Source organism: Paraburkholderia sp. MM6662-R1 (assembly GCF_050436245.1).
GTDB lineage: Bacteria > Pseudomonadota > Gammaproteobacteria > Burkholderiales > Burkholderiaceae > Paraburkholderia > Paraburkholderia tuberum.
Window position 1 is genome coordinate 2,280,950 of sequence record NZ_JBNDLV010000004.1, and the last position, 19,598, is coordinate 2,300,547.

Below are 19,598 nucleotides of genomic sequence, written 5' to 3' on the forward strand. Positions count from 1 at the left end.
CGAACCCTTGGAGCGATCATGACGAGTACAGAATCAGCTTCCGGTAGCCAGCATTCGCCGCACAACACGCATGCCACGGCCTCGGCAGGCGCGTCCACCGCCACGAGCGCGCCGCACAAGGCCGGCGACCAGCCGCTCTTCGACCCGGTCGCCTATGGCAACGGCCCGGACGATTCGGTTACCGATACAGTCGAGACGGCCGCGATCACGCATCATTCGATGACGATCGGCGGTCACAAGATCGACTACACGGCGACCGCGGGCCATCTGGTGATCGTCGATCCGAGCAGCTCGCAACCGTCGGCGAGGATGTTCTACGTCGCGTTCACGCAGGACCATCAGAAGGAAGAAACGCGGCCGGTCACGTTTTTCTATAACGGCGGGCCGGGGTCGTCGTCGGTATTCGTGCTGCTCGGCTCGTTCGCGCCGCGCCGCATCAAGACGTCGATGCCGGGGTTCACGCCGCCTGCGCCTTATTCACTCGAAGACAATCCGGACAGTCTGCTCGACAAGAGCGACCTGGTGTTCATCAATCCGGTCGGCACCGGCTATTCGGCGGCGATCGCGCCGAAGAAGAATCGCGACTTCTGGGGCGTCGATCAGGACGCGGATTCGATCAAGCAGTTCATCAAGCGTTTCCTGACGAAGAACAACCGCTGGAATTCGCCGAAGTATCTATTCGGCGAGTCCTACGGCACGGCGCGCAGCTGCGTGCTCGCGTACCGGCTGCACGAGGATGGGGTCGATCTGAACGGCATTACGCTGCAATCGTCGATTCTCGATTACACGCAATCGGGCAATCCGGTCGGCGCGCTGCCCACGGCGGCCGCTGACGCGTGGTATCACAAGAAGCTCGGCGTCGCGCCGCGGCCGACCGATCTCGGCGCGTTCGCCGAGGAGGTCGCGCAGTTCGCGCGCACCGACTACCTGGCCGCGCTGCGCAAGTTCCCGACCACAGATTCCGCGACCACCGAAAAACTCAGCGAATACACCGGCATCGACAAAACGACGCTGCTCGCGTGGAGCCTCGACATCGCGGGCTACGACAGCCGCGGCAATTCGCTGTTCCTGACCACGTTGCTGAAGTCGCAAGGCCTCGCGCTCGGCGCCTACGACGGCCGCGTAACGGCGATCGACACCGGCATCGCCGGCAAGATCGACCCGAACTCCGGCGGCAACGATCCGACGATGACCGCGGTCACCGGCGTCTACACGACGATGTGGAACGTCTATCTGAACGAGCAGTTGAAGTACACGTCGAACTCGTCGTTCACCGACCTCAACGATCAGGCGTTCAAGTACTGGGATTTCGGCCATATCGATCCAACCGGCGCGCAGAAGGGTCTCGACTCGACAGGCAACATCATTCTGTACACGGCCGGCGACCTTGCCGCCGTGATGGCGCTCAATCCCGACCTCAAGGTGCTGTCGGCGAATGGCTTTTTCGATTTCGTCACGCCGTTCTATCAGACCGTGCTCGATCTGCAGCAGATGCCGCTGGTCAGTCAGCAGGTGCGGCAGAACCTGTCGGCACGGTTCTATCCATCGGGGCATATGGTGTATCTCGATGGCGGTTCGCGCACCGCGCTGAAAGCCGACCTCGCAAAGATGTACGAAGAGACGGTGTCGAACGCGCAGGCGCTCGGGCGGATCCGCGCGTTGCAGGCGCGGGTGGCGAAGTAGAGGCGGCGGGGCGCTCCCACTCATCGCGACGTCGCGCTGGGTTGGTCTGCGCTGGCTCGCGGCGGCTGCCGCGAGCCGGCAAACGCCGCGCCCTCATGTCCGGCTTTTGTACTCATCCATATTGAATGTGTTTTAATTGCCTTGCGAATTGAACTACCGCGTGCCGCCGCCGGCGCGCCGACGAATGAACGCAGGCATCGCAGACACCCATCGGCGCGGTCTTTCCCGCGACACGACCAGCAGCAATGACACGGCCACCGCGCCGCGGCTCGGACGCACGCGCGTCCTTCGTCCGCGCGTGCGCATCACGCACCGTGCGCTGCTCGTCACCGTTGGCGCACTGCTCGCGCTGCGCATCGGAGATGCCGCCGCGCAACCGAGCGCCGTGCTCGACGAACGCGTGACCCAGCAGTCGATCGGCCAGACGATTTGCCGCCCCGGTTATGCGGAAACCGTCGCGCCGCCGTTCGACGAACTGATGGCGCACAAGGATCGCATGCTTGCCGCACGCGGCATCGATGCGGATGACGTCGCCGCGTTCGCGCTCGACCGGCGTGTGCCGGTCATGCTCGGCGGATCGCCCGATGCGCCGGCCAATCTCGATCTGTTGCCGTGGTCCGGCCCGCAGGGCGAGCGCCGCAAGGCACGCGCGGCGGCGCTGCTCAAGCGTTGCGTCTGCGAAGGCAAGCTGAGTCTCGCGCAGGCGCAAGCGGTGATCGTCGGAAACTGGTCGGCGGTGTATGCGGGCTTTGGCCAGGCGTCCGGCGACGTGAGCCGGCTCGAGTTCGCGACTCGCGACGACGATGGCGTCGACAGCGAAGACAGCCGACGCGACGCGCATGCCCGCCAGCGTTGAGCGCGCCGCGCGTCCGCACGCTTGCGCATTCCGCGCGGAACCACGGTTCGCTGCCCCTCACTTTTTTCGGAGAAACACGATGATCCATTCCCGTCTCGCCGCCGTCGCGCTGACGATCGGCTGCCTGAGCGGTTGCCTGAGCGGCAGCGCCGCCGCGGTTGCCGTCGCGCCGGCGCATTGCGCGCGCGCCAATGAGCTCGAGATTCGCGGCGACGTGCCCGCGGCGCTCAGCTTCGACGTGTATCGGCAACTGCGCCCGCTGGATGCGCAGCGAATAGCGCTGTTCGAGGCCGCCGGCGAAGTGAAGCGTCTGCCCGACGGCCTGCCGGTATGCCAGATCGCCGATGACGGCGTCGAGGATCCTACCGCGGTGCTGGTCCGTCTGCCGCAAGGTAAGAATGCGTGGTGGGTGAGCGCGGCGAACGTGCAAGCGGCGGACTGATCGGCGCGATCAGTCCGCCTTTGCCCACGTCCCCCGCACGCTGCCTTCGACGATAGGTCTGCGTGCCGGGCCGGGGCTCGCCAGGCATGCAAGGTGCTGAGGCAGCCGATGTCTTCCCAGGATTGGCGCGACCGATTCAGGTACAGTGCATCGACGGGGACGTTTCGCCATTGCCTACGACGCTGCGTCACAGTGTGTTCGCTGTCGAAGCGGGCTATTCTGACAAGAGGATGCAATTCGCACAGGAGATTTGAACGATGGCCTTTTACTTGTCATGGCTCGCTATGGGGTTAGCCGGCGCGACCGGCGTCGTCGCACTTCGCGCACTCGGCGCGACTCAGACGAAGCAGCGTGCCGCGCTGCGACCGGTGCGTATCGCAAGCCCTGACCGACGGACGGACCGCCAGGCGCGGCGAGGGTAGGCCGCATGAACCTGACCGTGCGCAATATCGCCGAATCGTGCAGCGAGCAGGATGTGCGGGAATTTCTGAAGCGCGAACTCGGCCGTTACGCGAAACACGTCGAGGTGGTGGACGCCGGCAAGCCCGGCGCCTACGCGACGATCGAACTCGACGCGAGTGTGCCGTATGTCGGCGACGTGATCGCGCGGCAGATTCAAGGCAAGCAACTGGGTGGCCAGCCGCTCGAAGCGAGCGCCGATCTGTTCAGCGACGAACCGCCGCCCGAGCAGTAAGCGCCGCGGATGGCGCAGTAAGCTCTATTGTTTTCGAAGGCGGTGGACAGGCGCGACGACGCGCGCATGTCCACCGCCTTTATTCGTTTGAGAGCGCCGTTCGCGGGCGCATCATTGCCCATCCGGCGACGCCGGCCAATCGAACGGCGTATACGGCGGCGCCCGCTTGTGACGCGTCGCGTTGTAAAACTCCAGGACCACGTCACGCACGGTATCGCTGACCGGCTTGCCTTCGAGAAAATCGTCGATCGCGTCGTATGGGATGCCATATGCGTCTTCGTCGGGACGAAGCGGCCGCAGCATCTCGAGGTCGGCGGTCGGCGCCTTATGCGCCAACGCGTCGGGCGCGCCGAGCGTATTCGCGACCGCACGCACGCGGCGCTTGCTGAGCCCGGCGAGCGGCAGCACGTCGGCGCCGCCGTCGCCGAACTTCGTGAAAAAGCCCATCACCGATTCGGCCGCGTGGTCCGTTCCGATCACGACGCCCGAGCGCGCGCGAGCCACCGCGTATTGCGCGATCATCCGCTGGCGCGCCTTGATATTGCCGTGCACGAAATCCCGCTGGGATTCGTCCTTGAACGACACGCCGCTTTTATCGAGCGACTCGAGCATCGCATCGGCTGCGGGTTGATATCGATAGTCAGATTTTCGTCGGCGCGAATGAAGCGTAATGCATCGAGCGCATCCGCTTCATCGCGTTGTTTGCCGTAAGGCAGACGGACGGCGACGAAACTCGCGTCGTAACGGTTCGCCCGCAAACGCTCGACCGCGAGTTGCGCGAGACGCCCGGCCGTAGTCGAATCGACGCCGCCGCTAATGCCGAGCACATAAGTTCTCAGGTGGCTGTTGCGCAGATAGTTCGCCAGAAAATCGACCCGGCGCTCGATTTCGCGGCTTGCGTCGAATTCGGCGGCGACGTGCATTTCGGTCGCGATGCGGGCCTGGCGCGCGGCCGGATCGGATTGAGCCATGATCGTTGTTGTCCTCGCGAGAGAAAAAGCGATTGAAGCGGCTTGAAACAGATTGCAAGCAGATTGAAAAACGGCGTGAGTATCGGCACGTGCCGCCGTCTTCGGTCTACCTTTCGTCGAACGAAATCGTATATGCCTTTTGGGGTTTGATTTTCCGATGACCGATTTAATTGCGTATTAATTGCATTTTCGCTGGCATGTCGATTGTCGAAAAATAGCCGATCATTTTTGAAGAGTTCGCAGGTTAGAAGGTATTTTCATCGACACGCCTCGCTTCGCTGAGTAACATCGGTCGTGCCGAACGCCGCAGGGACCCGGCGTGCGATCAATAATAATCATGTTTGCTCCAAGACGCGATGAGATACCCAGATCGGCCTGGCCAGCCTGGATTGAACCGCCTGAGGATTTGCGCGTGGGTTTGCGCAGCCGTCGTCTCGAGTGCCGGTGCGATGGCGGCGCCGGTTCATGCGGCGGCGCCCGGTAGCGCTCAGTCGCCTGCATCCGCGACATCAGCGGCGCATACGGTGAATCTGGCCAATCCGGGCAACGCATGGAATGGCGCGAGCCGGCCGTTGCCCACGATCGACGCCGCCACCATCGCCGCGCCCGACGCGGCTGGCGTCGTCGATCCGCGCCGAGCATTCCTGCTGCGCGACGTATTCGCGCGGGACGTGACGCGCCGGCTCAGGCTGCCCGTCGCGGCGCAGCGAGCGTACGCCAACCGTCTGGAGACGGCGCTCAATGAGAACGAGCTTGGCAATCTGTCGGGCGAGTACGTGGTGCTCGTCGATCGCAATGCGAACGTGCAGGCGCTCCTGATTTACTTCCGTCCGGCGCCCGCCGACAACTGGCAGATGATCGGCGCATCGCCGGTATCCACGGGACGGCCCGGCGAGTACGACCACTTCATCACACCGCTCGGCGTGTTCGAACATACGCCCGACAACATGGATTTCCGCTCCGAGGGCACGCAGAACGAAAACCATATTCGCGGCTACGGACGGCGCGATATGCGCATCTTCGACCTCGGCTGGGCGCTGGGTGAACGCGGCTGGGGCAAGGGCGGCATGTCGCAGATGCGCTTCCAGATGCACGCGACCGACCCCGAGCGGCTCGAACCGCTGCTCGGCATTCGTCATTCGAAGGGCTGCGTGCGGATTCCCGCATCGCTGAACACGTTTCTCGATCACTACGGGATTCTCGACGCAGCATATGCGCAGCTCGTCGATTCCGGCCAATCGCTGTGGGTGCTGAAAAGCGACCGGCAGATCATGCCGTGGGCGGGGCGTTTTATCGTCGTGGTCGATTCGCAGCGCAAGAGTCGGCCGGCGTGGTCGCCAGCACCGGGCGCGGTTGCGCGAGCGAAAATGCCCGCGCGCGCGGATACGGCCGACTGACGGGCGCTTGGTGGCAATACTGGCGCGCGGCGCCCCTCACGACCTCGCCAACAACACGCCAGCCAGCGCGACCGCAAATCCGGCGATCTGCACTGGCAGCAGCGTTTCGCCGAACCCCAGATAGCCTTCGAGCGCGGCAAGCGGCGGCGCAAGAAACAGCAGAGCAGTCGCGCGCGCCGCATCGCCGCGCCGGACCATCCAGACGAGCAACGTGACGCTGATGCCGGACAGCATCACGATGCCCCACGCGAGCGATGTCCACAGCGTCGGCGACGCGATCCAGCGATGCTCACCGAGCGCCAGCGCCAGCACTCCCGCGACGATCGCCGCGTCTTGTTCAAAGCTGCAAGGCGCGCGCGGGACCGTCACCACGCGAGCAGCGTCATCCCCGCTCCGAGCACGCCGCCACAGACGACGCATGCCCACAGCAGCCAGCGCGTGCGCCGGTATTCGCGCGCGAGATCCGCGAGCAATTGCGCGTTCTGCTGCGGGGTGCCGGTGCGATCGTGCTGCTGCAGATAGCGCACCGCCAGTTGCGGCACGCGCGGCAGCATATGCGCGAGATGCGGCAGCTCGTGTGACAGTCGCTTGAGCCAGCCCCGATGATCGAGATCGCGTCGCGCGATATCGGCGAGCACGCCGCGTGCGATGTTCCATGTATCGATGCCCGGATGGAGCGCCCGCGCGAGCATCTCCGCCTGCTGGAACGAGCGCTGCGCGGTCGCGAGCGCGCCCGGCACGTGGCCGTCGAACGGTTGCACGCCGTGCAGCAGATGGTGAAACAGCGAACCCGCCGAGCGATCCTCGGGCGCCGCCGCGAAGTGCGCTTCGGCGCGCGTGCGCAACTCGGCTTCGAGCAGCTCGGCGCGCGTGTCGTCCGGCACGTGGCCGGCCTCGCGATGCATGTCGGCGAGCCGCCCGTAGTCCTGGTCGAACAACGCGGTCGCGCCGTGCACGAAAAATTCGCGCTCGTCGCTCGACAGCGTCGCCATGATCGAGAACTCCGCGAGCACGAGGCGCCCGAGCGTGTCCGGCTCGATGCTGACGCGCACGCGGCGCGCATCGAGCGTCGCGTGGAAGAAGCCATGCTCGAATGCCTGCTCGGTGACGACCTCGACGATATGCGCGGCGAGCGGCGCCAGCTTGATGCCGTGCGCGTGCAGACCGGGCAGGTCGCTCGCGGACAGCGTGTTGACGCGCTGCATCGTCAGCGTGTGGTCGGTGCACAGCTCCCAGATCACGTCCGGCACGACGATGCGCTTGTCGCCGTCGAAATCGTGGCCGGTCTGGCTCAGATTCGCGGCTTCGGCGCGCAGGTCGAAGCGGCGCAGGATGTCGTCGGTGAAGGTTTGCGCGAGCGCGCGCAACTGCAGCCGGCGCGCGACGCGCGACAGCTTTTCGAGCCAGCGCGCGACCCAGCGCAACAAAGCCAGTTCATCGCCGATCTGTTGCAATTGCTGCGCGCGCACGAGCTTGACGGCGACTTCGTGATGACCTTTGAGCGGCATCGCGAGCCGCGCGAAATGGGTCTGCTCGGCGAAGCCGCTGCGTACCGGCACGAGGTCGACCGCGCTGAACAGCTCGCCGAGCGGCCGGCCGAACGCGCGAGTCAAAGCCAGCGCGGAGTCGTCCGGCGACAGCGGCACTTCCATGTGATCGATGGCGTCCAGCGCGTCATGCAGCGTGCCGCTCGCGAGCTCGGGGCGCCTGGCGAGCGTCTGCGCGAAGCGGCTCGCGAGCGGACCGAGCGCCGGCAGCAGACCATGCAACTGCGCGCCGCTGCGCTCCGACGCATGCACGCGGCCGATCAGTTCGATCATCCAGTGCAGCTTGTGGTCGGGCGGGGCGGCGAGCCAGATCAGGCGCGCGCCGTAACGCAGCGCATGGAACAGCAGCAGTAGACGGCGAAACAGTGGCGGCATCGGCGGTTCGGTTGACGGGCGAGGCGTTGTGCGCGGGACTCGGCCGGGCGGCGGCGTTGCGTTCGCCGCATGGCCGGCGAGTCCAGCCGTCAAGGTTAGCAGGTCGGCGCGATGGCTGGCGTGTTCGCGCGCAAGGGCGGCTCGATGCAAGCCGAGCGCGCCGTGAACGCGCCCCCACGCCACCCTGAGCGCCACCTGCACGCGAGCACCGACGACGCGCAATACGCGTAATACAATACGGCGGCCTTCCTCAACCACGGCGAAACCCAAGCGTGCCGGCTTCCGGCCTTCTCAGATGCTCGCAGAACAACGTCATCAATACATCCTCGCGCAAGTCGCAAAGCACGGCGCGCTGTCGGTCGCGGAACTGGTGCGCGAACTGAACGTATCGCGCGAAACGATCCGTCGCGACCTCAACGCGCTGGCCGGCCGCGGCCTGCTCGTGACGACACACGGCGGCGCGTTGTCGAGCGATCGGCGCGAGCCCGATCTCGATACGCGCGAAGCCGAGAACGCCGGCGCGAAGCGCGCGATCGGCGAGCGCGCGGCCGAGTTCGTGCCGGACGGCGCATCGCTGATCATCGATTCGGGCAGCACCACGCAGTCGGTCGCGCGGGCGCTGCTCGACCGGCATCGGCTGACGGTCTACACCAACGACTGGCGCATCGCGCTGCTGCTCGGCCGACGCAACGACAATCGCGTGACGCTGCTCGGCGGCGAGCTGTCCGATATCGAAGACGCTACCTTCGGCCTCGACACGGTTCAGCAGCTCACGCAGTACCACGCCGATTTCGCGTTCATTGGCGCGGGCGGAATTTCGCCGGACGGCTATCTCACCGACTACAGCCGCATGGCGGCCGAAGTACGCAGCCGCATGATCGCCGCGGCCGACATGGTGGTCGTCGTCGCCGATCATTCGAAATTCGGACGCGTGACGCCGGTGCGCATCAACGGGATCGAGTCGGCGCGGTATCTGGTCACCGAACTGGCGCCCGAGCGCGCGCTTGGCACGGCGATCACCGCGCATGGTCCGGAGATTCTGATCGCCTGAGACGGGCTGGCGGGGCGGTTCCCCCCGCGTTCATACGCCGCTCGCGCTGAGCGAGATTCCGCGCCCGCCAAAATCTAAATAAAACAAGCCGCCCCCTCCGCATTTTCCCGACGCACCGTGCATACATCGTCATTTTCGCCATGTACGATCCACACGGGATCGGCGCGCGGGGTCCGCTTTGGGGTGGCGCGACGAATTCCGTCGGTTGGCGAGAGTTGGCAATTTGTGTCTTTTTTTGGAATTCGGCGCAATCGTCATGGCCTTGTCATCGAAACCTGTGATTCTTGCCGTGCCCGCTCAGGCGCGGCAGGCAGCGCGGGTGTAATAGGGGCTGTCAGTCAGGCTGGGCGAGAAGCGGCAAAGTTGTCGGCAATCTGCAATCCACGACAGACCGGCGCGGCAACCGCAGCGGGCAACAAGCAAGCGCGTGCCGCCGTTCAATCACTACAGGTATGGGTTATCCCGACCGTCTGGTTTTTAGCTTCGGAGAGAGCGACATGAAAAAGACGAATTCCCTTCACGCTGCGGCCGGCCTCGCGCGCAAACTGCTGCCGGCGCTGGTCGCCGCGGCCGCGTTCGGCGGTGCCGCGATGCAGGCTCATGCGGCCGACGCCGTCGTGCTGTACACGGCCGACGGCCTCGAAAATCTGTACAAGGATGTGCTGCCGGCCTTCGAAAAGAAGGAGGGCGTGAAGGTCAATATCGTCACGGCGGGTAGCGGCGAAGTCGTGAACCGCGCGACCATCGAGAAGGATCAGCCGAAGGCCGACGTGCTCGTCACCCTGCCGCCGTTCATTCAGCAGGCCGACCAGAGCGGCCTGCTGCAGGCGTACCAGAGCGCCAACTACAAGAACGTGCCGGCCATCGCGAAGGCGCCGAACGGCGCGTGGGCGACCTTCGTGAACAACTACTTCTCGTTCGCGATCAACCCCGAAGTCACGAAAACCCAGCCGAAGACGTTCGCGGACCTGCTGCACCCGGACTTCACCGGCAAGGTCGCATATTCGAATCCGGCGACCGCCGGCGACGGCATGGCGGTGATCATCCTGACCACGTCGCTGATGGGCGAAGACCAGGCGTTCGACTATCTGAAGAAGCTCGAGCAGAGCGCCAAGTTCCACACCAAGGGCACGGGCTATCTCGACGTGCTGCTGTCGCGCAACGAGATCGCGGTCGCCAACGGCGATCTGCAGATGGATCTCGACGACGCGGCCAACGGCGGCCTGTCGCTGAAACCGGTGTTCCTCGCCGCCACGCCCGGCGGTCAGCCGACCACGTTCCAGCTGCCGTACGCGATCGCGCTGATCAAGAACGGTCCGAACCAGGCCGAGGGCAAGAAGCTGATCGACTATCTGATGTCGACGCAAGTGCAGTCGAAGGTGCCGGACATCTTCGGCATTCCGGGTCGCAGCGACGTGCCGCTCGCCGGCAAGAACGGCGAAGCGGTCAAGCAGGCGATCAGCGGCGTCAAGCTGATTCCGGTCGACTGGAACCACGTGATGGCGAAGAAGGCCGACTGGACCGCGCGCTGGAAGAGCGACGTGATCGGTTCGTCGGGCAAAGAGATCGAAGTGGTCAAGCCGAAGTAAGTCGATTCAGGCGGCGCTTCGCACGTAATGCGCGGCGCCGCATCAGCATTAATCCTGTTGGGAGGACGACTCCGGTGAATACGGCCAGTCTCGCTCACCCCGCTGCGCCTGGCGCTCCGCTGGATGCGCTCGACGCCGCGCGTTCGGACGCGCCCGGCGGCGTGCAGATCGATCACCTGACGGTGCGCTTCGGCGCGCGCACGGTGCTCGACGATCTGTCGTTGACCATCCGGCGCGGCGAGTTGCTCACCGTGCTCGGGCGCAGCGGCTGCGGCAAGACGACCTTGCTGCGCTTCATCGCGGGCTTCATCGAGGCCGACGGTCTGGCCGGCACGCTGACGGTGGCCGGCCGCGATCTGACGCACATGCCGCCGCACAAGCGCAACCTCGGACTGCTGTTCCAGAGCTACGCGCTGTTTCCGCATCTGACGGTATTCGAGAACGTCGCGTTCGGGTTGCGCGCGCGGCGTATTCCGGCGCGCGACGTCGCGCGCCGCGTCGCCGAGGTGCTGAAGCTCGTGCAGCTCGGCGATGCCGGTCACGTGATGCCCGCGCAACTGTCGGGCGGCATGCAGCAGCGCGTGGCGCTCGCCCGCGCGCTCGTGATCGAGCCCGACGTGCTGCTGCTCGACGAACCGCTGTCCGCGCTCGATGCCAATCTGCGCGCGTCGGTGCGCTCCGAACTGAAGGCGCTGCATGAACGCCTGCCGAATCTGACGATCGTCTGCGTGACGCACGATCAGGACGACGCGCTCGTGCTGTCCGACCGCACGCTGCTGATGCGCGATGGCCATATCGCGCAGCTCGGCACGCCGCAGCAGCTGTACGACTCGCCGGCCGACGGCTTCGTCGCGCGCTACCTCGGCGCGGCCAATCTGCTGCCGCCGCAGGTCGCGTTCGGCATGGACGACGCGCGCTACAACGAGCGCGAACGTGTCGCGTGTCTGCGTCCGGAGGCGCTGCGCATCGTGCCGCTCGGAGAGGGGCAGTTGCACGGCGCGATCGCGTCGGTCGAGTGGTACGGCGCGGCCTTGTCGGTATCGGTCGTGCTCGATGCGCTGCCGAACGACCCCGTGCTCGTCACGCTGCAGCGTGGTCTCGGCATGACGCCGGAGAAGGGCGCGCGTGTTTCCCTGCGTTACGAGGCTGGCGATGTCGTCCTTATCAAGCCCTGATACGTCCAACCCGCTCGACCTTGCCGCACGAGCCGAGGTCGAAGCCGCCGCCGCGCGCCGTCTCGCGAGCGCGGCGGCGCACGCGGCCGCCGTCAAGCGGCGCGAGCGCCTCGCGCAATGGCATCTGCTGTTCATTGCAGTCGTGGTGCTCGGACCGCTCGTCATCTATCCGCTGGTGCGGCTCGTGATGCTGAGTCTGACCGGCGCGCATGGCCTGTCTGGCCACGCGTACGTAACGTTCTTCGGTAACCCCGAAACGCGCGGCGTGATCGGCACTACGCTCGGCATCCTGTTCGCGAGTGCGAGCCTGGCGTCGCTGCTCGGCGTGGCGCTCGCGTCGCTGCTGTTCTTCAAGCCGTTTCCGGGCGCGCGCCTGGTCACGCGCTTTCTCGAACTGTTCGTCGCGTTCCCGTCGTTTCTGGTCGCGTTCACGCTGATCTTTCTGTACGGCTCGCAAGGCTCGGTCAGCATCGGGCTGCAGCGGCTGTTCAATCTGCAGGCGCCGCCGCTCGATTTTCTGTTCGGCATCGGCGGCGTGATTCTCGCGGAAGTCGTGTTCTATACGCCGTTCGTCGTGCGTCCGACGTTGGCATCGTTCGCGCTGCTCGACCAGCGACTGATCGAAGCCGCGCGCAGCCTCGGCGCGAACGGCCTGATGGTCGCGTTCAAGGTGATCCTGCCGCTCGCGTGGCCGGGCATCGCGGCCGGCACGATCCTGTGTTTTCTGCTGACGCTCAACGAGTTCGGCATTCTGCTGGTGCTCGGCAGCGCCCATCTGATCACGCTGCCGGTCGCGATCTACAGCGCCGCCACCGTCGATCTCGATCTGCCGACCGCCGCCGCCGGCGCGGTCGTGATGCTGCTGATGTCGTTGTCGTTGTACGCGTTGTACCGGCGTGTCAATCGTCGCAAGGTGAAAGGAGCCGGTCATGGCCGTTGAACTCGATCCGACCGTGCTGCCGGTCATGCACAAGAAGGGCCGGCCGGTGCGGCACAGCCTCGCGGTGCGACTGCTCGGCGGTCTGTTTCTCGGCTTTGCCGCGCTGCTGTGCTTCTGGCTGTTCGTGCTGCCGGTGTTGGTCGTCGCGCTATCGAGCGTCGCGTCGCACTGGTCCGGCACGATCCTGCCCGACGGCTTCAGCATGCGCTGGTTCGAGCGCCTCGGTTCGAGCGACTTCGACGCGCTGACCACCAGCCTCGAAGTCGGCATGGGCGTCGCGGTGCTCGGCACGATCCTCGGTTTGTGGTTCGCGCTCGCGCTCGAAGGACGCGACCGGCGCGGCCTCGGCGCCGTCATCGACACGATCGCGATGATGCCCAACGGCGTGCCGAGCGTCGTGCTCGGCCTCGCGGTGCTGATCGCGTATCACAAACGGCCGCTCGATCTGTCGAGCTCGGCGGCGATCGTGGTGTTCGTGCAGCTCGCGCTGGTACTGCCGTTCTGCTACCGCTGCGCGGCCGCCGCGCTGCGCCCGGAGCTGACCGTGTTGCGCGAAGCGGCCGCGAGCCTCGGAGCGCCGCCGTCGATGGTGCTGCGCCGCGTCGTGTTGCCGCAACTGGTGCCGGCGATACGCGCGAGTCTCGCGCTCGGCTTTGCGCTGTCGCTCGGCGAACTCGGCGCGACGCTGACCGTATATCCGCCAGGCTTCGCGACGGTGCCGATCGTCGTCGTCGGGCAGGTGGAACGCGGCTATTACCTGCCGGCTTCCGCGCTGTCGCTGATTCTGCTGCTGGTCTCGCTGGTCGCTCTGCTGCTGATCGCGGCGCGCGCTCCGCGGCGCCGGATCGACTGACCCGACTGAGCCGACTGATCGGCGAGCGATTTCGTTGATCTGAAGCACGCGCGCGAACCGGTGAGCATCGATGTAGATGTGGCAAAAGTTGCCAAAATGACCGAATATATGCACACTGCGTCCGTCGATCCGATCGAGGTCCTGCGCCGCCATTCGCTGACGACGCTGGTGCGCGACGAGATCGAGCGGCATATCGTCGGCGGCATGCTGGCGCCGGGCGACAAGCTCAACGAAGCCGACTGGGCGGCGCGATTGCAGGTGTCGCGCGGGCCGGTGCGGGAGGCGTTTCGCGCGCTAGAGCAGGCGGGTCTGGTGCGCACCGAGAAGAATCGCGGCGTGTTCGTGCGGACGGTGTCGCTCGCGGAGGCGGACGAGATTTACGCGGTGCGCGCGGTGCTCGAAGAGGGGGCGTGCCGGATGCTCGCGTCGAGCATCGATGCGGGCAAGCTCGCGGTGCTGCGCGACTGGGTCGACGCGATGCGCGCGGCGCTCGCGTCGCACGATCACGATGCGTATGCGCGCGCGAACGTCGCGTTTCACAATGCGCTGGTCGCGGCGGCGGGCAACACGAAGTTGTACGACACGTATCGCAGGCTCGTCAGCGAGCTGAGCCTGTTTCGGCGTGCGGCGCTAGTCGTGCAGGCCGACGCGATGGCGCGCTCGCTCGCCGAGCATCGCGCGATTCTGACAGCGCTCGCGTCGCGCGATGCGGAGCAGGCCGCGCAGTTGATGCGCGCGCATGTGCAGGGCGGGTTGCAGCGCGCGCATGCGGCCTGCGAGGCGGCGGGCGATGCGGCGCACGAGCAGCGCCTCCCGGCAGGCGCGGGTGCGGCCGGCTCGCGCGGGCGATGACGGCGCGGCGATGAAGCCGAGGCAAGCGTACCGGCAAACGCCGCGGCAGCTTCGCCCCACGAACAGACAACCCGGCGATTAAGACTTTGCAATGACAACCCCGGCAATGGAAAACCACGCGATGACATACCCCGAGCAACGCACGATCGAGGTCAACGGCCGGAGCTACCGGCTGCCTTCGCAACCGACGGTCGTTGTCTGTGTCGACGGCTGCGAGTTTGCGTACCTGGAAGCGGCGGTCGCGGCCGGCGTCGCGCCGTTCATCGGTTCGATGCTCGAGGGCGGCGCGGCGTTTCGCGGCGACTGCGTGATCCCGTCGTTCACGAACCCGAACAACCTGTCGATCGTGACCGGCGTATTGCCGTCCGTGCACGGCATCTGCGGCAACTACTTCTGGGACACCCTCGCGAACGACGGCGCGGGCGCGGCGGTGATGATGAACGATCCCGCCTACCTACGCGCGCCCACGCTGCTCGCGGCCGCCGCCGACGCGGGCGCCGCGGTCGCCGTCGTCACCGCGAAGGACAAACTGCGCGGGCTGCTCGGCTCGCAGTTGAAGGGCATCTGCTTGTCGGCGGAGAAAGCCGACGAGGTGACGCGCGAGGAAAACGGCATCGACGACGTGCTCGATCTGGTTGGCCTGCCATTGCCCGACGTGTATAGCGCGGGGTTGTCGGAATTCGTGTTCGCGGCCGGCGTGCGGCTCGCGCAGACACGCAAGCTCGACCTCATGTATCTGTCGACGACCGACTATATCCAGCACAAATGGGCGCCCGGCACCGAAGGCGCGAACGCGTTCTACGCGATGATGGACGGCTATCTCGCGAATCTCGACGCGCTCGGCTGGGTGATCGGCCTCACCGCCGATCACGGCATGAACGCGAAGCACGATCCGCAGACCGGCGAGCCGAACGTAATCTATCTGCAGGACTTGCTCGACGACTGGCTCGACGCGTCGACGGCACGCGTGATTCTGCCGATCACCGATCCGTACGTCGTGCATCATGGCGCGCTGGGTTCGTTCGCGACGGTCTATTTGCCGCGCGAGGTCGATGCTGCGTCCGTGATTGCGCGGATCGGCCGCCTGCCGGGAATCGAAGTCGTGCTCGATCGACGCGCCGCGTGTGCGCGCTTCGGGCTGCCTGAGGATCGCATCGGCGATCTGGTCGTGATCGGCACGAAGCATGTGGTGCTCGGCACGCGGCGCGACGAGCACGACCTGTCCGGGCTCACCGTGCCGTTGCGCTCGCACGGCGGGATTTCCGAGCAGGAAGTGCCGCTGCTGTTCAACCGGCGCGTTCAGCCATCAGCCACCGGCAGCGAAGGCAAACGGCTGCGCAATTTCGATATCTTCGACGTCGCGCTCAATCGCGTGTCGACATCGTGAACACGGCGCCGCGGGACCATCCTGAGTTCCGCGCCGAAGCGCTGCGGCTGAGCGGCGAGCGCGCGACGCGCGCCCGGACGCTCGACGTGTTCGATCCTTATACCGGCATGCGCGTCGGCACGGTGCCCTTCGCCAGCATCGACGATGTGCGCGCCGCGTTCGACTACGCGCTCGCGTATCGGCCGACGCTGTCGCGCTACGAGCGTTCGCAGATTCTCGAGCGCGCGGCGGTGCTGCTGCGTGAGCGGATCGAACCGGCGTCGGATCTGATTTCGCTCGAGTCGGGTCTGTCGAAGCAGGACTCGCGCTACGAGATCGGCCGCGTCGCCGACGTGTTCCGCTTTGCCTCGTTCGAGGCGCGCGCCTGCGCCTCGGCAACGAGCGCCGCGGCGCGTTGTATGCGCCGACCGTGCTCGATAACGTCGATCCGTCGATGACACTCGTGCGCGAGGAAACCTTCGGGCCGGTATCGCCGGTCATCGCGTTCGACACGCTCGACGATGCGATTCGCATCAGCAACGGAACACCGCTCGGGCTGTCGGGCGTGTGTACGAACCGGCAGGACGCGATCACCCGTTTCATTAATGAGCTGCGCGTGGGCACCGTCAACGTGTAGGAAGTGCCAGGCTATCGGATCGAGCTGACGCCGTTCGGCGGCCTCAAGGATTCGGGGCTAGGCTACAAGGAAGGCGTTCAGGAAGCGATGAAGAGCTTTACCAATCTGAAGACGTTTTCATTACCTTGGGAGTAACAGGTGGCATTGAGTCTCGACGATATCCGTGTGCTCTTCGAGCGACACGGCAGCCTCGCGTATAGCGGCGAGCCGGTGACGCAGCTCGAGCATGCGTTGCAGAGCGGCGCGCTCGCCGAGGCGGAAGGCGCGAGCGACGAACTCGTCGCCGCGGCGTTCTTGCACGACCTCGGCCATCTGCTGAACCTGCAAGGGGAGACGCCGACGGAACGGGGTGTCGACGATCTGCATCAGTATTTCGCCTTGCCGTTTTTGCGGCCGGTGTTGTCGGATGCGGTGCTGGAGCCGATTCGTCTGCACGTCGACGCGAAGCGCTGCCTGTGCGCGATCGACGCCACCTATTTTGGCCAGCTGTCCGCCGACTCGGTGCGCAGCTTGCAATTGCAGGGCGGGGTCTTCAGCAGGGAAGAGGCGCAGGCGTTTATGCAGAAACCGTACGCCGAAGACGCGATGCGTTTGCGCCGATGGGACGATCGCGCGAAAGAGAAGGATCGCGCGACGCCGGGGATCGACCATTATCTGGCCGTGGTCGAACGGGTGATGCGCGCGCATGCGACTGCGTGAGTCGAGGTGTTTTGGGTCGCGGTAGGTTGCGCGCCGAGCGGTCAAAATATCGCTTGCAAGTCCCGATGTCGGCGACTAGAATTCCGCACTTTCGCGCTCCGGACGCCGGGGTGCGGAGAAGCGGGAAGCCTTTGATGGCGTGGGCTTCGGCGGCGTGGGCAGGTTAGGCGAGTGATAAAAACCTGTTGACGATCCGACGGAAGTTCTCCATAATTTCGCTTCTCTGCTGCAGACGCAGCGACGCAAACGAAGCAGTGCCGGGTAGTGGTGGTTCAGGCGCGGCGGGTTTGGCGGACCGATCTTTAAAAACTAACAGTCGATAAGTGTGGGCGCTTGATGCGGAATGCGGCGGCGGATTCTCCGGAGTCTGCTGTCAGGCAGAAGTATCAGAAGCCTCACACAGTATTAGAGGAAGGTTTGTCTGTCGAAAGACGGATCAATCATCGTCAGTACGTTGAGTGAGCGACCGGGTTCGAGAGAGCCCGAACACAGTAACAGGTTTGAACTGAAGAGTTTGATCCTGGCTCAGATTGAACGCTGGCGGCATGCCTTACACATGCAAGTCGAACGGCAGCACGGACTTCGGTCTGGTGGCGAGTGGCGAACGGGTGAGTAATACATCGGAACGTGTCCTGGAGTGGGGGATAGCCCGGCGAAAGCCGGATTAATACCGCATACGCTCGGGAGAGGAAAGCGGGGGATCTTTCGGGACCTCGCGCTCAAGGGGCGGCCGATGGCAGATTAGGTAGTTGGTGGGGTAAAGGCCTACCAAGCCGACGATCTGTAGCTGGTCTGAGAGGACGACCAGCCACACTGGGACTGAGACACGGCCCAGACTCCTACGGGAGGCAGCAGTGGGGAATTTTGGACAATGGGCGCAAGCCTGATCCAGCAATGCCGCGTGTGTGAAGAAGGCCTTCGGGTTGTAAAGCACTTTTGTCCGGAAAGAAAACCTCGTGGCTAATATCCGTGAGGGATGACGGTACCGGAAGAATAAGCACCGGCTAACTACGTGCCAGCAGCCGCGGTAATACGTAGGGTGCGAGCGTTAATCGGAATTACTGGGCGTAAAGCGTGCGCAGGCGGTGCTGTAAGACCGATGTGAAATCCCCGGGCTTAACCTGGGAACTGCATTGGTGACTGCAGCGCTGGAGTATGGCAGAGGGGGGTGGAATTCCACGTGTAGCAGTGAAATGCGTAGAGATGTGGAGGAACACCGATGGCGAAGGCAGCCCCCTGGGCCAATACTGACGCTCATGCACGAAAGCGTGGGGAGCAAACAGGATTAGATACCCTGGTAGTCCACGCCCTAAACGATGTCAACTGGTTGTCGGGCCTTCATTGGCTTGGTAACGTAGCTAACGCGTGAAGTTGACCGCCTGGGGAGTACGGTCGCAAGATTAAAACTCAAAGGAATTGACGGGGACCCGCACAAGCGGTGGATGATGTGGATTAATTCGATGCAACGCGAAAAACCTTACCTACCCTTGACATGTATGGAATCCTGCCGAGAGGCGGGAGTGCCCGAAAGGGAGCCATAACACAGGTGCTGCATGGCTGTCGTCAGCTCGTGTCGTGAGATGTTGGGTTAAGTCCCGCAACGAGCGCAACCCTTGTCCCTAGTTGCTACGCAAGAGCACTCCAGGGAGACTGCCGGTGACAAACCGGAGGAAGGTGGGGATGACGTCAAGTCCTCATGGCCCTTATGGGTAGGGCTTCACACGTCATACAATGGTCGGAACAGAGGGTTGCCAAGCCGCGAGGTGGAGCCAATCCCAGAAAACCGATCGTAGTCCGGATCGCACTCTGCAACTCGGGTGCGTGAAGCTGGAATCGCTAGTAATCGCGGATCAGCATGCCGCGGTGAATACGTTCCCGGGTCTTGTACACACCGCCCGTCACACCATGGGAGTGGGTTTTACCAGAAGTGGCTAGTCTAACCGCAAGGAGGACGGTCACCACGGTAGGATTCATGACTGGGGTGAAGTCGTAACAAGGTAGCCGTATCGGAAGGTGCGGCTGGATCACCTCCTTTCCAGAGCTGTGCATTCATTGCACTCAAGTGCTCACGCTTATCGGCTGTGGTTAGAAGAAACGCAGACAGGCTCAGGGGTCTGTAGCTCAGCCGGTTAGAGCACCGTCTTGATAAGGCGGGGGTCGATGGTTCGAATCCATCCAGACCCACCAGTGTCTTGTCTGGTGAGCTGAAGGGCTGGGGCCGCTGGAGTATCTGTGAGACTGGGGGATTAGCTCAGCTGGGAGAGCACCTGCTTTGCAAGCAGGGGGTCGTCGGTTCGATCCCGTCATCCTCCACCAATCCTCAATGCCAAGGGTTCAGCACGAAGTGATGCTGAGTACTTTGCATTGGCGATTGAGCCAGTCAGAGCGGTATGAGGCACAGGCTTCATACCGGCTGCCGTTCTTTAACAATCAGGAAGAAGTAGTAAAGAGATTCACGAAAGGCACCTGGA

The 19,598-nt window shown here is 64.6% G+C and carries 14 protein-coding genes, 2 tRNA genes, 1 rRNA gene and 3 pseudogenes; 17 read left to right on the forward strand and 3 right to left on the reverse strand.

From position 1 onward, the window contains the following. Window positions 1-18: 18 nt before the first annotated feature. The 4 genes from OKW39_RS40380 (at window position 19) to OKW39_RS40395 (ending at window position 3,675) form a co-directional block, all read left to right on the forward strand. Entirely contained in the window at window positions 19-1,683 is a 1,665-nt protein-coding gene (locus tag OKW39_RS40380) for a S10 family peptidase (protein ID WP_429565203.1), read from the forward strand. A 184-nt stretch (window positions 1,684-1,867) separates the two neighbouring features. After that, a complete protein-coding gene (locus tag OKW39_RS40385) occupies window positions 1,868-2,539 on the forward strand; it encodes a hypothetical protein (protein WP_429565204.1) in 672 nt (223 codons plus the stop codon). Between the two features lie 79 nt (window positions 2,540-2,618). Next, window positions 2,619-2,981 carry a hypothetical protein gene (locus tag OKW39_RS40390; protein WP_429565205.1) on the forward strand — a complete coding sequence of 121 codons (363 nt, stop codon included), beginning with the start codon at window positions 2,619-2,621 and terminating at the stop codon, window positions 2,979-2,981. Window positions 2,982-3,408: 427 nt separating this feature from the next. Then, window positions 3,409-3,675, forward strand: coding sequence for a hypothetical protein (locus OKW39_RS40395; protein WP_090806224.1), 267 nt, complete (start codon window positions 3,409-3,411; stop codon window positions 3,673-3,675). 111 nt (window positions 3,676-3,786) lie between these two features. Here OKW39_RS40395 and nadE read toward each other — a convergent pair. After that, window positions 3,787-4,646 (reverse strand): annotated as a pseudogene (nadE, locus tag OKW39_RS40400) (ammonia-dependent NAD(+) synthetase). Between the two features lie 449 nt (window positions 4,647-5,095). On the opposite strand from nadE, the gene OKW39_RS40405 reads away from it, so the two are divergent. Beyond that, window positions 5,096-6,043: a L,D-transpeptidase gene (locus tag OKW39_RS40405; RefSeq protein ID WP_429565206.1), complete on the forward strand. Its 948-nt coding sequence runs from the start codon at window positions 5,096-5,098 to the stop codon at window positions 6,041-6,043. Between the two features lie 36 nt (window positions 6,044-6,079). On the opposite strand, the pseudogene OKW39_RS40410 reads toward OKW39_RS40405, so the two are convergent. Together OKW39_RS40410 and OKW39_RS40415 are read right to left on the reverse strand one after the other, a co-directional pair. Beyond that, a pseudogene (locus tag OKW39_RS40410) lies at window positions 6,080-6,373 on the reverse strand (EamA family transporter); the annotation flags it as partial. 35 nt (window positions 6,374-6,408) lie between these two features. Beyond that, window positions 6,409-7,965: an ABC1 kinase family protein gene (locus OKW39_RS40415; protein WP_184068105.1), complete on the reverse strand. Its 1,557-nt coding sequence runs from the start codon at window positions 7,963-7,965 to the stop codon at window positions 6,409-6,411. A gap of 295 nt (window positions 7,966-8,260) precedes the next feature. On the opposite strand from OKW39_RS40415, the gene OKW39_RS40420 reads away from it, so the two are divergent. The 12 genes and pseudogenes from OKW39_RS40420 (at window position 8,261) to OKW39_RS40475 (ending at window position 19,443) form a co-directional block, all read left to right on the forward strand. Next, window positions 8,261-9,016, forward strand: a complete 756-nt coding sequence (locus OKW39_RS40420; RefSeq protein ID WP_090806218.1) for a DeoR/GlpR family DNA-binding transcription regulator — start codon at window positions 8,261-8,263, stop codon at window positions 9,014-9,016. A gap of 497 nt (window positions 9,017-9,513) precedes the next feature. Then, entirely contained in the window at window positions 9,514-10,605 is a 1,092-nt protein-coding gene (gene phnS, locus OKW39_RS40425) for a 2-aminoethylphosphonate ABC transporter substrate-binding protein (protein ID WP_429334056.1), read from the forward strand. A gap of 74 nt (window positions 10,606-10,679) precedes the next feature. Beyond that, the gene (gene phnT, locus OKW39_RS40430) at window positions 10,680-11,780 is read left to right on the forward strand and encodes a 2-aminoethylphosphonate ABC transport system ATP-binding subunit PhnT (RefSeq protein ID WP_429565207.1); all 1,101 of its coding nucleotides are present in this window, start codon (window positions 10,680-10,682) and stop codon (window positions 11,778-11,780) included. Continuing rightward, window positions 11,758-12,720 carry a 2-aminoethylphosphonate ABC transporter permease subunit gene (locus tag OKW39_RS40435; RefSeq protein WP_090806212.1) on the forward strand — a complete coding sequence of 321 codons (963 nt, stop codon included), beginning with the start codon at window positions 11,758-11,760 and terminating at the stop codon, window positions 12,718-12,720. Before phnT ends, OKW39_RS40435 begins: the two co-directional genes overlap by 23 nt. Then, a complete protein-coding gene (gene phnV / locus OKW39_RS40440; RefSeq protein ID WP_429365292.1) occupies window positions 12,710-13,573 on the forward strand; it encodes a 2-aminoethylphosphonate ABC transport system, membrane component PhnV in 864 nt (287 codons plus the stop codon). The genes OKW39_RS40435 and phnV overlap by 11 nt, the downstream gene beginning before the upstream one ends. Before the next feature lie 96 nt (window positions 13,574-13,669). Then, window positions 13,670-14,425: a phosphonate utilization associated transcriptional regulator gene (locus OKW39_RS40445; RefSeq protein ID WP_429565208.1), complete on the forward strand. Its 756-nt coding sequence runs from the start codon at window positions 13,670-13,672 to the stop codon at window positions 14,423-14,425. 106 nt (window positions 14,426-14,531) lie between these two features. Further along, complete coding sequence (gene phnA, locus OKW39_RS40450) at window positions 14,532-15,812, forward strand: phosphonoacetate hydrolase (protein WP_429565499.1); 1,281 nt, start codon at window positions 14,532-14,534, stop codon at window positions 15,810-15,812. Next, a pseudogene (locus OKW39_RS40455) lies at window positions 15,809-16,563 on the forward strand (aldehyde dehydrogenase family protein). The gene phnA and the pseudogene OKW39_RS40455 overlap by 4 nt, the downstream one beginning before the upstream one ends. A gap of 3 nt (window positions 16,564-16,566) precedes the next feature. After that, complete coding sequence (locus tag OKW39_RS40460) at window positions 16,567-17,127, forward strand: phosphonate degradation HD-domain oxygenase (RefSeq protein ID WP_090806206.1); 561 nt, start codon at window positions 16,567-16,569, stop codon at window positions 17,125-17,127. 502 nt (window positions 17,128-17,629) lie between these two features. Continuing rightward, window positions 17,630-19,162 (forward strand): 16S ribosomal RNA (locus OKW39_RS40465). A 75-nt stretch (window positions 19,163-19,237) separates the two neighbouring features. Further along, a tRNA-Ile gene (locus OKW39_RS40470) sits at window positions 19,238-19,314 on the forward strand. Between the two features lie 53 nt (window positions 19,315-19,367). After that, window positions 19,368-19,443 (forward strand) — tRNA-Ala (locus tag OKW39_RS40475). Window positions 19,444-19,598: the final 155 nt, after the last annotated feature.